Below are 12,795 nucleotides of genomic sequence, written 5' to 3' on the forward strand. Positions count from 1 at the left end.
CGGGGGCGGTGGCCTCAAGCGATGGCGGCGATGGCGGCGCGAAGGGTGTCGATGCCGTCGCCCTTATCGGACGAGGTGACGATGAGTTGGGGATAGGCGGCCGGATGCGGGGCGAGACGCGACCGCACCTGCTCCAGCACCTGGTCCTGAGCGCCGGCCTTGAGCTTGTCCGACTTCGTCAGCACCGCCTGGAACGGCACCGCGGAACGATCGAGCAGCGCCATGATCTCCTCGTCCACGTCCTTCACGCCGTGGCGCGCGTCGATCAGCACGAAAGCGCGGCGCAGGGTGGCGCGGCCGGCGAGGTAGGTGCGGAGCAGGCGCTGCCATGCCTGGACCACCTTCACCGGCGCATTGGCGTAGCCGTAGCCGGGCAGGTCGACGAGATAGCGGTCGCCGAGGGTGAAGAAGTTGATCTCCTGCGTCCGGCCAGGCGTGTTTGATGCGCGGGCGAGGCCGCGGCGGTTGGTCAGCGCATTGATCAGGGTCGACTTGCCGACGTTGGAGCGGCCGGCGAAGCAGACTTCGACCCGGTCCGCCGGCGGCAGCCCGTCCATGGCGACGACGCCCTTGAGAAAGTCGGCTCCTCCGGCGAAGAGCAGCCGGCCCTGCTCCAGTTCTTCGGGCGTGGGGTCGGCGAGGGGGAAGGCGAGGCTCATGCCGCGGCCTCCAGCGCCGCGATGTCGGTCCCGCGGACCGTCGCGAGGTTGCGGGTGATCCGGTCGAGCGGCCAGTCCCACCAGGCGACGGCGAGGAGGCGTCGGGTCGTGTCGGGGTCGAACCTGTGGCGCACGACGCGGGCGGGGTTGCCGGCGACGATGGCGTAGGGTGGCACGTCCCGGCCAACAACGGCCTTGGCCGCGACGATTGCGCCTGCGCCGATGCTGATGCCCGGCATGATCCATGCCTCCGAGCCGATCCAGACGTCGGGGCCGATGGTCATGTCGCCGCGGGACTGTTCGAGGTACTTCGCCGCCTCAAACTCGCCCCAGCCGGCGAAGATGTCGAACGGAAAGGTAGTGAAGCCGGACATGTCATGGTTGGCACCGTTCATCACCAGCCGCGCGCCGGTGGCGATGGCGGTGAAGCGGCCGATGAACAGTCGGTCGCCCATGAAGTCGTGGTGGTGCAGGACGTTGCGCTCGAAGAACCCCGTCGCGTCGTCCGGGTCGTCATAGTAGGCGAACTCGCCGACCTCGACGTTCGCGCGGCCGCGGGCGAGCGGGCGCAGGAACACGACGCGCGGGTGCTCGGGCAGCGGGTGCAGCGTTTCGGGGTCAGGGCCGGTCAAAGGCGCACCTCATCACCCTCGGCGATCTCGCCACCCCGTGTGACGACAGCGTAGACGCCGAAGTCGCGGTGGCCCCAACCGGCCTCGAGCGCGCCAAGCGTGTCCGCGTCGCGGATGCCTGTTGCGGGGTTGGCGGCGGTGGCGAGGCAGCGGGTGATCCTCTCTCGCACCTTGAGCTCCACCTCGCCGATGCGGAGGGTGCGCCCGATCCAGTCGAATTCCGCCCATTCCGAGAGCTCGTCGAAGATCAGGTTCGCGCGCCAGCGCTCGGTCGAGAGCGCGTGCCCGACCTGCCGCTCCACCGCCGCGTGGGAGCCGAGGCCGACGATGGAGATTGTGGGGAAGTCGCTGTCCGTCATCCCGTCCGTGCCGGCGCGGATCAGGTGCGCGGGCGCGGCGCGGTCCGCCGGGATCAGGGGGCGAGTCCAGTCGACGAAGGCCGCGCCGTCGGTGTCGGGATCAAACGTCAGGTCTGGCAGGTCCGGGTGGCGCACTGTGATCTGGCCGTCCTCAAGCGTCTCTGCCGTCACCGCCATGAGCTGCGGTGCCTTGGCGCCGCGGGTGAAATTGACGCAGGGAGACCAGGCTCCGGACGCCGCCTTCGACGCCTCGTGCGCCACGGCCCAGATCCGGTCGCCGGGCATGGTCGTGCCCGGCGACAGCCGCACCCGCTCTAGTCGCTCGCGCCCGTGCGCCTTGATCGGGTGCCGCCAGATCGAGGCGACGCGGGAGATCACTTCTTCTCCGGCGCAGTCTTGTTGCGCGCGAAGCTCCGGCGAATGTTGCCGAACACATCCGGCTTGTGGCCGTGGCTGCGCATGATGACGTACTGCTGGACGAAAGTGATCGTGTTGTTCGCGATCCAGTAGATCACCAGTCCGGAGGCAAATCCGCCAAGCATGAACATGAAGACCCACGGCATCCAGGCGAAGACCATGGCCTGCGTCGGGTCGGTCGGCGACGGGTTCAGCTTTTGCTGGAGCCACATCGAGATACCGAGCAGGATCGGCAGCAGGCCGATGAAGATCAGCGCCAGGAACGAACCCGGCTCGGGCGCCGCCCAAGGAAGGAGCCCGAAGAGGTTGAAGATCGACGACGGGTCCGGCGCCGAAAGGTCGCGGATCCAGCCGACGAACGGCGCATGCCGGAGTTCGATGGTGACAAAGATCACCTTGTAGAGCGAGAAGAAGATCGGGATCTGCAATAGGAGCGGTAGGCAGCCGGACGCTGGGTTTACCTTCTCGGACTTGTAGAGCTGCATCATCTCCTGCTGCAGCTTCTGGCGGTCATCCCCCGCGCGCTCCTTGAGTGCCTCCATCTTGGGCTGGAGCTCCTTCATCCGCGCCATCGAGACGTATGACTTGTAGGCCAGTGGGAAGAGGATTGCCTTGATGCAGAAGGTCAGCAGGATGATCGCGACGCCCATGTTGCCGATCAGGCCGTTCAGCCAGTGCAGGGCCGCGAAGATCGGCTTCGTGAGGAAGAAGAACCAGCCCCAGTCAATGGAGTCGAGGAAGTTCACGAAGCCGCGCTCGTTCTCGTAGGCGCGGATCGTCTCCCACTCCTTGGCGCCGGCGAAGAGGTGCTGGGTCGAGCTGCTCGTCTGGCCCGGCTCGACCGTGACCGTGGGCAGGCGCGCCTCGGTCTGATAGATGTCGGCGCCGTCGGCGTACTTCATCACTGCGGTAAAGGGCTGGCCCGGCGTCGGGATCAGCGCGGTCATCCAGTAGTGGTCGGTGAAGCCGATCCAGCCATTCTCCTGCACCGGGACGACCTCCGCCCGCGCGCGCTCGCGTTCGACGATGTCGAGCTCCGGTATGTCGCCGTAGTCGGTCTCCTCCAGCTGGCCGTCCGCCATCCGTATGGCGCCCTCGTGGATGATGAAGAAGCCGCTCTGGTCATCGGGCTCGCCGTGGCGCGCGACGATGCCGTAGGGCGCCATGCGGATGGCGCTGTCGGTCGGGTTCTCGACCGTCTGCTCGACGGTGAAGAGGTAGTCCTCGTCGACCTCGATGATGCGGCGGAAGATCAGGCCGGCCGGGCTTTCCCAGCGCAGCGCGACGGGCTGGCCCACGGCCAGCGCCTCGCCCGACTCGACCTGCCACTCCGTGTTCGGTCCCGGCACTTCCTCGAGCGGGAGGTCGCCTGTCGGCGCCCAGCCGTAGAGCGCGTAGTAGGCGCCGTCGCCGCCTACGGGCGAGAGCAGGCGGACGTTCGGCGCGTCCGGATCGACCTCGGTCCGATAACGGGTGAGCGACAGGTCGTCGATCCGGCCGCCGCGCAGCGAAATCGAGCCGGAGAGGCTCGGCGTCTCGATCGGAAGGCGCTCCGCCTCCGGCGGCGCGGCCTCGGGCGTGGCGGCAGGTGCTTCGGCGGACGCCCCGACACGCGGCGGCAGCGAGGCAATGCCCTCGGCATCGAGGCTCTGCTCGGCCGGAACGGTGGGTTCGGGATTCGGCGCCCGTTCTTCCGGCGGGAAGAGCAAGAACCAGACGAGGATCACGAGGAAGCTGAGCGCCGTCGCGAGGATCAGGTTCCTGTTCTGATCGTCCATGTAGACCTGCCGCCTGCAATTTCGGGATCAGGGGGCCTTCAACAGGTCGGCAGGCGAAAGGTCAAGCCGTTTCACCCAGTGGGGCAAGGCCAGGCCGGCGCGTCCTGCGCGTCTCGACCGCCGGCTCGATCCCGCTCAGGCGTAGCTTGTGGTCGTGCTCCTGCGCCCACAGAAGGGCGGGGCCAGGTTCCATGGCACGGGCGATCGCGAAGCCCTGGAGGCAATCGCAGCCCAAGCTGGCCACCACCCCCTGCTCGCCGAGGCTCTCGACGCCCTCGGCCAGCGTCTCCACGGCGAGGGTGCGCGCCATGCCGAGGATCGCGGCCAGCATCCGGCGCTGCTCGCCGCAGATGTCGCAGTCGCGGACGTAGGACTGGTCGATCTTGATGCGCTGGACGCCGAAACGTCGCATCGCGCCGAACGAGGCGTGGCCGGTGCCGAAATCGTCGAGCTCGATCACGCATCCGAGCCGAGCGAGCGTCTCGACGTTGCGCACGATGATGTCGTCGGCCTCGCCGGCGACGACCGTCTCGAGCACCTCAATGCCTATGCGCTCGGGCGAAAGGTCGTGTCGGTCGAGCTCCCACCGCACCGTTTCGACGACCGTGGGGTCGAGGAGGACATCGGCGGAGACGTTGATGCTGATCGCCGGCGCGCGGTAGCCGGCCTTCTGCCACTCGGAGAGGGTGCGGCAGGTGCCGGAAAGGATCGCCTGGAACAGTCGCACGCCGAGTCCCTGCCGCGAGACGCTCTCGAGGAAGGCTGCCGGCAGCAGGACGCCGCGCTCGGGGTGGTGCCAGCGGGCAAGCGCCTCGAACCCGACGATGCGCCCGCTCTCCGCCTCGATCTGGGGCTGGAACCACGGGCGGATGTCGCCCGCCTCCAGCGCCGCCGCAACGTCTCCGCCGAGATCAGACTCCTCGCGGGCCTGACGTGCCATCTCGTCGCTCCAGACGCGGATGGCGGAGGGGCCGTGTGCCTCGGCGAAATCCGCCGCGATCTCGGCCGCGCGCAGATAGGCTTCGCCGAGGCCGGAGGGGCGTCGTGCTTCGGGGCAGATGCCGATGGTGACGTCGACGCGCGCCGCGCCGCCCTGCACCGGCATCGGGCGTGTGGCCGCAGCCGCGACGCGCTTGGCGACGGCAACCGCGGTTTCAACGCCCATGTTCCGCCCGCGGGCGAGAATTATCGCGAAGGCCCGCCCTTCGAGCCTGACGATCCGATCGCCGTCGCGCAGCGTGTCGATGATCTGGTCGACCGCGTGCAGCAGCATCCCGTCGCGCTCGCGCGGGCCGAGGCGGCTGGCGCGCACGTCCATGGCCTCGAGCCGAAGCACGATGACGGCTCCGGTGCGGCGGCCGGGCGAGGGCGCGGCGAGCAGTTCGTCGAGATGCGCTACCGCGGTGTCGCGCAGCGGGAGGCCGGTCTGTGCGTCCAAGGCCTCTGTCGCGTCGCGCCTCGAGAGGGCGGTGATGCCAGCCGCCGCGCTTAGCACCGCGGCCGCGGCGGCAAGGGCGGTCTCGCCGCCCAACCAGTACCCGCCCAGCATGACCGACGGAATGCTCGCCGCGAGGATCGGCCCGCCGACAATCCGGCTTTGCGGCAGAGGACGCCGGGAAGCCACCTGCACGCGATGCGACACTGAATACCCCTTACACCGGGGCGACCGACTCGCCCGACAGGCGTGTCTTAGAGGTCGAATCTAAGCCGGAGGTTAATCGACGGTCTCCAGCGCGGGCGCTGTCACGCCCTCACCACGGGCGAGGCCCGCGAAGTCGAAGAGCTTCGGGTCGAGCAGGTGCGACGGCCGCGCGTTCATCAGGGCGCGGAACATTACCTGCCGCCGGCCGGGGCTGTTGCGCTCCCACCCGTCGAGGATCGCCTTCACCTGCTGGCGCTGCAGGCCGTCCTGGCTGCCGCAGAGGTCGCAGGGGATGATCGGGTAGCGCATGGCGCGGGCGAACCGCTCGCAGTCCGCCTCCGCCACATGCGCGAGGGGGCGGTAGACGAAGAGGTCGCCCTCCTCGTTCACCAGCTTCGGCGGCATGGTCGCGAGGCGGCCGCCGTGGAACAGGTTCATGAAGAAGGTCTCGAGGATGTCGTCGCGATGGTGGCCCAGCACGACGGCCGAGCATTCCTCCTCGCGCGCGATGCGGTAGAGGTTGCCGCGGCGCAGGCGCGAGCACATCGCGCAGTAGGTGCGCCCCGCCGGTACCTTCGACGTCACGATGGAGTAGGTGTCCTGATACTCGATGCGATGCGGCACGCCGCGCGCCTCCAGGAACTCCGGCAGGACCGTCGCAGGAAAGCCCGGCTGCCCCTGGTCGAGGTTGCAGGCGAGGATCTCGACTGGCAGCAGGCCGCGCCACTGCAGCTCGGTCAGCGCTGCGAGCAGCGTGTAGCTGTCCTTGCCGCCCGAAAGGCAGATCAGCCAGCGCGCGCCGCGCTCGATCATGCCATACTGCTCCACGGCCTCGCGCGTCTGGCGGACAATGCGCTTCCTCAGCTTGCGGAACTCGGTCGAGGCGGGCGCCCCGTCGAACAGCGGGTGAATTTCTGTATCGTCGGACATGGGCGCTCCTTAGCGCGGAATTGCGCGCGACTTAAGAGGGAAGGCATGCGGCACGACCATCCCAACCGGCCGACGAACCCTTATCCAGACCGCTGGGCGCGGATCACCCACTTCGCCTACCGCAGCGCGCTGAGCCTGATCCGACCACTCAACACCGTGCAGACGCGGCTTGGCGAGGATGGGGATTACATCCTGCAGCGCGACTTCCTCGTGGACTACGCGGTCGACGGGGATGAGCCGCGGCAGATCGTGGTGCCGCGCGGGATGATCACCGACCTCACCAGCGTCCCCGTCCCGTTCCGCGTCTTGGTCGGCCGCGTTGGCCCGTGGCTCGAGGCGGCGATCCTGCACGACTACCTCTACGTGGCATGGCAGGACATCCCGGGTCGCGGCGTGCGCGCCAGCGACAGGCTCTTCGCCGACCGTCTGATGCTGGTTGCAATGGAGGAGGCGGGCGTCGATGTCTTCCGGCGACGCGCCATCTACCATGCCATCCGCCTTTTTGGCGCGAACGCCTACGCCCGCCCCAATCCCGACAGGTACGCCGAGCTTGACGATCCGGGGCTGGAAGGCTCGCTGGCGTTCCAGGTGCCCGATCGTCACTCCGGCACGTCGTCGACGCCCGCGCCGCCCCACGGGTGACACCGCGCGATGCGCCGAACGGTCAGCCAGCCGCCGCGCAGGGCGCCATGCCGTCGTAGCGCCTCGAGCGCGTATGCCGAGCACGTGGGTTCGAAACGGCAGGAATGTCCGACCCACGGCGACAGCAGCAGGCGGTAGGCGCGGATGGGGAGCGAGAGCAGGCGCGCCGCGGGGCTCATCGCCCGCCCCGGTGGACCTCTCGCAGCGCCGTCTCAAGATCGGAGAGCAGCTGGTCGAACGGACGACTGGCGGTGGTGCCGGCTCGGCCGACGAGGACATAGTCCCAGCCGGGATGCCCCAGCGCCGGCAGAACGGCCCGCGCCGCCTCTCTGAGACGGCGTTTGGCCCGGTTGCGCTGCACGGCGTTGCCGACCTTCCGCGAGCAGGTGAAGCCGACGCGAATACCGGACACTGCCTCGTCCGGGCGACGCCGGCGGGCCTGCAGCAGGAACGAGGGCGTGGCACGTCGAGCGGCTCTCGCCGCGCGGAGAAAGTCCGCGCGCACCTTCAGACGCTCGATCCTCGGCCAGGTCGTAGTCTGAGCCTCCATGGGCGCGCGCTCGGCAGCTGCGACGTCATCGATCAGATGAGCGGCGGATGGTCGCGCGGCAAGCCCAGACACGAAGGTCGCGGCAGCGGGCGGCAGCCGCCCGCGCGGCCTCAGGCGCTGAGTTTCTTGCGGCCGCGGGCGCGACGCGCATTCAGCACCCTGCGCCCGCCCTTCGTGGCCATGCGCGCACGAAAGCCATGACGGCGCTTGCGCACCAGGTTGCTCGGCTGAAAGGTCCGCTTCGTCATCTTCGTCTCCGTCTCGTCGGGCGCGCCTCCGGGAAGGTCAGCCGTCTAGTGAGTCGCCGGACCCATGTCAACGGTCAAGCCGGCGGCATCATCAACGAGCCGTGATGCGGCTTTCCCCGCCGCGGGGGGCGCCGCAATGTGTGCCGGACTGAGCGGATGGAGACGCCGGCGATGGCACGACCTACCTCTGCGCCGCAAAAGGGAGGGCTGGCGCGGCGCCTGCCCCTGATTGCAATCGCACTGGTGGCTCTGGCAGGCGCGATCCTGCTGCGCGACCAACTCAGCTTCGACGCGCTGGCACGCAACCGTGAGGCGCTGCTGGCCTTTCGCGACGAGAACTACGCAGGAACGCTGCTCATCTTCATGACGACCTATGTCGCGGTGGTGGCGTTCTCGCTGCCCGGCGCGACGGTTGCGACGCTGACCGGCGGGTTCCTGTTCGGAACGTTTCCGGGCGCGCTCTACAACGTGCTCGCGGCGAGTGCGGGGGCCACGCTGATCTTCCTCGCCGCGCGATGGGGTCTGGGCGACCGGCTGGCGGCGCGGATGGATGCGTCCGAGGGGATGGTGCGGCGGATCAAGGAGGGGATCGATCGCAACCAGTGGTCGATGCTCTTCCTCATCCGGCTTGTCCCGGCCGTTCCGTTCTTCGTCGCCAACGTGGTGCCGGCTCTCGTCGCGGTGCCGCTTGGGCGCTACGTGGTTACGACATCCCTCGGGATCATCCCCGGCGCCGTCGTCTTTACCAGCGTCGGTGCGGGGTTGGGCGAGGTGTTCGAGCAGGGCGGGACGCCGGACCTCGGCATCATCTTCGAGCCACAGATCCTGCTGCCGATTCTCGGGCTTTGCGCGCTCGCCGCGCTACCAATCGTCCTGAAGGCGGTGCGGGGCAGGAAAGGGATCTGAGATGGAGCAGATCGAGACGGACGTCTGTGTCATCGGAGCGGGATCCGGCGGCCTCAGCGTCGCCTATGCCGCCTCACAGATGGGGGCGCGGACCGTCCTCATCGAGCGCGGCCGGATGGGCGGCGACTGCCTGAACTACGGCTGCGTGCCGTCGAAGGCCCTGATCGCCAGCGCAAAGGCGACGTGGGGGCAGGCGCACTCGGGCGTCTTCGGCATCGCGTCTGTCACGCCGCAGATCGATTACGCGGCGATCAAGGACCACATCGCGGGCGTGATCGGGGCGATTGCCCCGATAGACAGCCAGGAGCGCTACGAGAGCCTCGGCGTCCGCGTGATACGCGAGCACGCGCGCTTCGTCTCGGATCGCGAGCTGCAGGCGGGTGAGGTGCGCATCCGCGCCCGACGCTTCGTGGTCGCGGCCGGATCCTCGCCGCTGGTGCCGCCGATCCCGGGCCTCAACGAGACGCCGTACCTGACCAACGAGACGATCTTCGATCTGCGCGAGAAGCCGGAGCACCTGATCGTCGTCGGCGGCGGTCCGATCGGGGTCGAGCTGGCGCAGGCGCACGTCCGCCTCGGCTGCAAGGTGACGTTGATCGAAGGCGCCAAGGCGCTGGGCAAGGACGATCCCGAATTGTCTGTGATCGTACTCGACCGACTGCGGGACGAGGGTGTCGATCTGCGCGAGGGCAGCGAGGTCTCCCGTGTCTCCGGTTCGGCGGGCGCGGTGGAGGTCGAGACTAAGGACGGGCGCAAGGTGGGCGGCACGCACCTGCTGATGGCGGTGGGTCGGTCGGCGAACGTGGACGGGTTGGACCTTGAGAAGGCGGGCGTGAAGTTCGGCCGCAAGGGGCTCGAGGTGGGCGACGACCTGCGCACGACCAACCGGCGGATCTATGCGGTGGGCGACATCGCGGGACGGATGCAGTTCACGCACGTCGCCGGCTACCATGCCGGAGTCGTCGTCCGCCCGATCCTCCTCGGCGTTCGCGCCCGCGCCACGCAGGACCACCTGCCGTGGGTCACCTACGCCGATCCCGAGCTGGCGCAGGTCGGTCTGACGGAAGAGCAGGCGCGCGGTACGTATGGCGACCGGTTGACGGTGGTGCGTTTTCGCTATGCCGAGAACGATCGGGCGCAGGCCGAGCGTCGCACCACCGGCCTGATAAAGGTCATGGTGGTTCGTGGCCGCCCCGTCGGCGCCTCCATCGTCGGCGCGTCGGCCGGCGAACTCATTGGCACCTGGTCTCTCGCTATCGCCAACAAGCTGAAGATGCGGGCGATCAGCAACATGGTCGCGCCGTACCCGACGCTGTCGGAAATCAACAAGCGCGCCGCCGGGGCCTATTTCTCGCCTGCTCTCTTTGATAATCCTCGGTTGAAGAGGGCGGTTCGCCTGGTGCAGAGGCTGCTGCCCTGAGTTGGACGACAGGCGATGCTGAACTCTCTCTCGGGCCGATTTCTCGTCCTCACGACCGTCTTCGTGGTGCTCGCCGAGGTGCTCATCCTCGTCCCCTCGGTGGCGCGCTACCGCGAGGACTATCTTCTGTTGCGGCTCGAGCGGGCGCAGATTGCCTCGCTCGCCCTTCTGGCCGCGGAGGCGCTCGACGAGGAGCTCGAGGACGAACTCCTGCGCACCGCCGGCATCTACAACGTGGTGTTGCGCCGGGACGAGATGCGCCAGCTCGTGCTGGATTCTCCCGTGCCCACACCGATCTCCGATACATTCGACCTGCGCGACCCGGGGCCGATCGAGCTGATCATCGATGCGGTGGCGTGCCTCGTCGACCCGTCGGAGCGGGTCATCCGCGTCATCGGCAATCCCGTGCGGGAGGCGGGCCTCCTGATCGAGGTCACCATGCCCGCTCAGCCCCTGCGCGAGGCGATGCTGGCCTATGGCCTGCGCGTGCTGCTGCTGTCGGCCGTGATCTCGATCCTTACCGCGCTCCTGCTCTTCATCGCGGTGCGCCGAGTGCTGGTGAAGCCGATCAAGGGCGTGATCGATGCGATGACACGTTACGCCGACGCGCCGGAGGACGCGCGGCGGATAATCAAGCCCGAGGCGTCGCTCACCGAACTGCGAGAGGCCGAGGTGGCGCTGCAGTCGCTCCAGACCCAGCTGACTGGCGCCCTGCGGCAGAAGGAGCGGCTGGCTCAGCTTGGCGCCGCGGTCGCCAAGGTCAGCCACGATCTGCGCAACATCCTGACCTCGACGCAGCTCCTGGCCGACCGTATCGAGACCAGCGCGGACCCAGCGATGCGGCGGATGGCACCGAAGCTTCTCGGCTCGATCAGCCGGGCGGTGGCGCTCTGCGAGACGACGCTTGCCTTCGGCAAGGCCGAGGAGCCGCCGCCGATGCTCAACCGCATAGCGCTGTCGCAGGTGGTGGAGGACGTACTGGAGAGCGAACGCCTTGCGGCGGGCGAGGAGCCGGTCACGCTCGTCAACGAGGTGCCGGCCGGGCTGGTGCTCCGCGCTGACACCGACCAGATCTATCGCGTCCTGGCGAACCTCGTGCGAAACGCGCGCCAGGCGATCCAGACAGCGAGGCGGCCGGGAGAGATCCGGATCACCGCGTCCGAGACCGAGTCGGAGTGGGCGATCGATGTCGAGGACAACGGTCCCGGCCTTCCGCCCAAGGCGCAGGAGCATCTCTTCGCGGCATTCTCCGGCGGCGCTCGAAAGGGCGGCACGGGCCTCGGCCTCGCGATTGCGGCCGAGCTGGTGCGCGGCCACGGCGGCCGGCTGTCGCTCGCGCGCACCGGCAAGACCGGCACAACCTTCACCATCCGCCTGCCGAAGGGCACGCTGATATTGGGCACCGCGGCCGAGTAATTCGCCCCTTGCATCCTGCCCGACCTGTGGCTACACCCCGCCTCGGCTCAGCGCTGGTAGCTCAGTTGGATAGAGTACTTGACTACGAATCAAGGGGTCGGGGGTTCGAATCCTCCCCAGCGCGCCAACAAATCCAGTGAGTTACGGGAAAATCCTGCGCTGCTGCGTCTGGTGCTGGCTAGCGCGGGGCTAGCACGCAGCTGTCTTTCTTCGCTTTGCGCGGCGAGTGATCCTAGACCAAGGGAGCGGGTATCCGGCCGTGACTCCTCATCCTGTCGGATCATGATCGGACGGGAAGCGGTAGTCGTGCCGTGTCTCGTAGCCAAGGCGGTCTGTTGGAAAGGTGTTACGTCTGTAGCTCTGTAACCCTACCACTCGTGCTTTGCTCTTGCACGGTTCCTGCGCCGGCCGGAGTTACAGGATCGGTTACGGAGATGCGAATCCTTTAACTTTTTAGGCCGATGTGTCGCGGGCAAATGCTGCCGCGCCAGGGAGCCGGCCACAGTCTGCGAATTGATTGGGGACTCGATATTTGCTCGCGCACGGGCAGTTCCCTAAGCACCGCAGGTCTGCGAGGCTCGGCAACTTGTCCGCGGAGGGCGCGCACCGCTCACGCTTGCAACAGACCGGTTAGCGCCTACTTCGCCAACGCTTTCGAGGAACGCGAAGCGGGTTCGAAACTCGGAACTGCGTTGGTCGGCGAGCCGACCGTGACGGTGGTGACCGAACATATCGCCACTGTCGCTGGCAGGTGGGAGAGCGAAGGCATACACGACAGTCGGTCGGTTGCGCAAACCTCTCGCGTCACGGAGATCGCGCATGACCCGACCCGTGTAGCCCTTCAGTCTTCGCAGCGCGCTTCACGCATCCGTTTGAACTGACGCGCGTGGGCGTAGCGGCCGGCCTTCGCCGCCAGCCGCGGCGCCAGGCGCGCATAGCTCTGGCGCAGCTCGACCCCGGCCTCGGCGGCGAGCGCCACCAGCTTCCGCCGCGCCGTCTCGTAGAGCCGGGCGTCGGTCGGGTGCGCGATGTTCCTTTCCATCACCGTGGTGTCGACCGACACCCGCTCCAAGCTCTTGTCCGCGACCGTGCCTGAGGCGCGGCCGGCTTCGTTCGTCGGGAAACGCCCCACTGGGGCCTTTCCTTTTCCTCCTCACTCTTGGTCAGCAGCCATTCGACGCCCTCCTCGCCGATCC

13 protein-coding genes, 1 tRNA gene and 1 pseudogene are annotated in these 12,795 nt (G+C 68.1%); 5 read left to right on the forward strand and 10 right to left on the reverse strand.

Annotation, left to right across the window (positions count from 1 at the left end; translation table 11 throughout):
* Window positions 1–14: 14 nt before the first annotated feature.
* The 6 genes from yihA to ttcA all read right to left on the reverse strand — a co-directional run bounded on the left by yihA (window position 15) and on the right by ttcA (window position 6,417).
* Entirely contained in the window at window positions 15–659 is a 645-nt protein-coding gene (gene yihA / locus JM664_RS18375) for a ribosome biogenesis GTP-binding protein YihA/YsxC (protein ID WP_227421388.1), read from the reverse strand.
* Window positions 656–1,291 carry a CatB-related O-acetyltransferase gene (locus JM664_RS18380; RefSeq protein WP_227421389.1) on the reverse strand — a complete coding sequence of 212 codons (636 nt, stop codon included), beginning with the start codon at window positions 1,289–1,291 and terminating at the stop codon, window positions 656–658. The genes yihA and JM664_RS18380 overlap by 4 nt, the downstream gene beginning before the upstream one ends.
* Complete coding sequence (locus JM664_RS18385) at window positions 1,288–2,028, reverse strand: MOSC domain-containing protein (RefSeq protein WP_227421390.1); 741 nt, start codon at window positions 2,026–2,028, stop codon at window positions 1,288–1,290. Before JM664_RS18385 ends, JM664_RS18380 begins: the two co-directional genes overlap by 4 nt.
* Entirely contained in the window at window positions 2,025–3,845 is a 1,821-nt protein-coding gene (gene yidC, locus JM664_RS18390; RefSeq protein WP_227421391.1) for a membrane protein insertase YidC, read from the reverse strand. The genes JM664_RS18385 and yidC overlap by 4 nt, the downstream gene beginning before the upstream one ends.
* A gap of 61 nt (window positions 3,846–3,906) precedes the next feature.
* On the reverse strand, window positions 3,907–5,487 hold the full coding sequence (locus tag JM664_RS18395) for an EAL domain-containing protein (protein WP_227421392.1): 1,581 nt from the start codon (window positions 5,485–5,487) through the stop codon (window positions 3,907–3,909).
* A gap of 72 nt (window positions 5,488–5,559) precedes the next feature.
* Entirely contained in the window at window positions 5,560–6,417 is an 858-nt protein-coding gene (gene ttcA / locus JM664_RS18400) for a tRNA 2-thiocytidine(32) synthetase TtcA (RefSeq protein ID WP_227421393.1), read from the reverse strand.
* 45 nt (window positions 6,418–6,462) lie between these two features.
* Between ttcA and JM664_RS18405 the strand changes: the two genes are divergently transcribed.
* Window positions 6,463–7,059 (forward strand): DUF1353 domain-containing protein, encoded by a 597-nt coding sequence (locus tag JM664_RS18405; protein WP_227421394.1) that lies wholly within the window; start codon window positions 6,463–6,465, stop codon window positions 7,057–7,059.
* Here the strand turns inward: JM664_RS18405 and yidD are convergent.
* The 3 genes from yidD to rpmH all read right to left on the reverse strand — a co-directional run bounded on the left by yidD (window position 7,017) and on the right by rpmH (window position 7,857).
* Window positions 7,017–7,238 (reverse strand): membrane protein insertion efficiency factor YidD, encoded by a 222-nt coding sequence (yidD, locus tag JM664_RS18410; RefSeq protein ID WP_227421395.1) that lies wholly within the window; start codon window positions 7,236–7,238, stop codon window positions 7,017–7,019. The two genes, JM664_RS18405 and yidD, sit on opposite strands and share 43 nt — an antisense overlap.
* On the reverse strand, window positions 7,235–7,609 hold the full coding sequence (rnpA, locus tag JM664_RS18415) for a ribonuclease P protein component (protein ID WP_227421396.1): 375 nt from the start codon (window positions 7,607–7,609) through the stop codon (window positions 7,235–7,237). The genes yidD and rnpA overlap by 4 nt, the downstream gene beginning before the upstream one ends.
* Window positions 7,610–7,719: 110 nt before the next feature.
* Window positions 7,720–7,857 carry a 50S ribosomal protein L34 gene (gene rpmH, locus JM664_RS18420; protein ID WP_227421397.1) on the reverse strand — a complete coding sequence of 46 codons (138 nt, stop codon included), beginning with the start codon at window positions 7,855–7,857 and terminating at the stop codon, window positions 7,720–7,722.
* Between the two features lie 171 nt (window positions 7,858–8,028).
* On the opposite strand from rpmH, the gene JM664_RS18425 reads away from it, so the two are divergent.
* From JM664_RS18425 to JM664_RS18440, 4 genes are all read left to right on the forward strand, one after another.
* Window positions 8,029–8,763 carry a TVP38/TMEM64 family protein gene (locus JM664_RS18425; RefSeq protein ID WP_227421398.1) on the forward strand — a complete coding sequence of 245 codons (735 nt, stop codon included), beginning with the start codon at window positions 8,029–8,031 and terminating at the stop codon, window positions 8,761–8,763.
* A gap of 1 nt (window position 8,764) precedes the next feature.
* A complete protein-coding gene (locus JM664_RS18430) occupies window positions 8,765–10,183 on the forward strand; it encodes a dihydrolipoyl dehydrogenase family protein (protein ID WP_227421399.1) in 1,419 nt (472 codons plus the stop codon).
* A gap of 15 nt (window positions 10,184–10,198) precedes the next feature.
* A complete protein-coding gene (locus tag JM664_RS18435) occupies window positions 10,199–11,599 on the forward strand; it encodes a sensor histidine kinase (RefSeq protein WP_227421400.1) in 1,401 nt (466 codons plus the stop codon).
* Between the two features lie 50 nt (window positions 11,600–11,649).
* Window positions 11,650–11,726, forward strand: a tRNA-Arg gene (locus JM664_RS18440).
* A gap of 679 nt (window positions 11,727–12,405) precedes the next feature.
* Here the strand turns inward: JM664_RS18440 and JM664_RS18445 are convergent.
* A pseudogene (locus JM664_RS18445) lies at window positions 12,406–12,795 on the reverse strand (hypothetical protein); the annotation flags it as partial.

Source organism: Roseitranquillus sediminis (assembly GCF_016918935.1).
GTDB classification, from domain to species: Bacteria; Pseudomonadota; Alphaproteobacteria; order Rhodobacterales; family Rhodobacteraceae; genus Roseitranquillus; species Roseitranquillus sediminis.

Excerpts from the sequence above, each read along its gene's own strand:
- JM664_RS18435 (WP_227421400.1), top strand. The coding sequence starts at position 10,199 with ATGCTGAACTCTCTCTCGGGCCGATTTCTCGTCCTCACGACCGTCTTC.
- yidD (WP_227421395.1), bottom strand. The coding sequence starts at position 7,238 with ATGAGCCCCGCGGCGCGCCTGCTCTCGCTCCCCATCCGCGCCTACCGC.
- JM664_RS18430 (WP_227421399.1), top strand. The coding sequence starts at position 8,765 with ATGGAGCAGATCGAGACGGACGTCTGTGTCATCGGAGCGGGATCCGGC.
- JM664_RS18425 (WP_227421398.1), top strand. The coding sequence starts at position 8,029 with ATGGCACGACCTACCTCTGCGCCGCAAAAGGGAGGGCTGGCGCGGCGC.
- yidC (WP_227421391.1), bottom strand. The coding sequence starts at position 3,845 with ATGGACGATCAGAACAGGAACCTGATCCTCGCGACGGCGCTCAGCTTC.
- rnpA (WP_227421396.1), bottom strand. The coding sequence starts at position 7,609 with ATGGAGGCTCAGACTACGACCTGGCCGAGGATCGAGCGTCTGAAGGTG.
- rpmH (WP_227421397.1), bottom strand. The coding sequence starts at position 7,857 with ATGACGAAGCGGACCTTTCAGCCGAGCAACCTGGTGCGCAAGCGCCGT.
- JM664_RS18405 (WP_227421394.1), top strand. The coding sequence starts at position 6,463 with ATGCGGCACGACCATCCCAACCGGCCGACGAACCCTTATCCAGACCGC.
- yihA (WP_227421388.1), bottom strand. The coding sequence starts at position 659 with ATGAGCCTCGCCTTCCCCCTCGCCGACCCCACGCCCGAAGAACTGGAG.
- ttcA (WP_227421393.1), bottom strand. The coding sequence starts at position 6,417 with ATGTCCGACGATACAGAAATTCACCCGCTGTTCGACGGGGCGCCCGCC.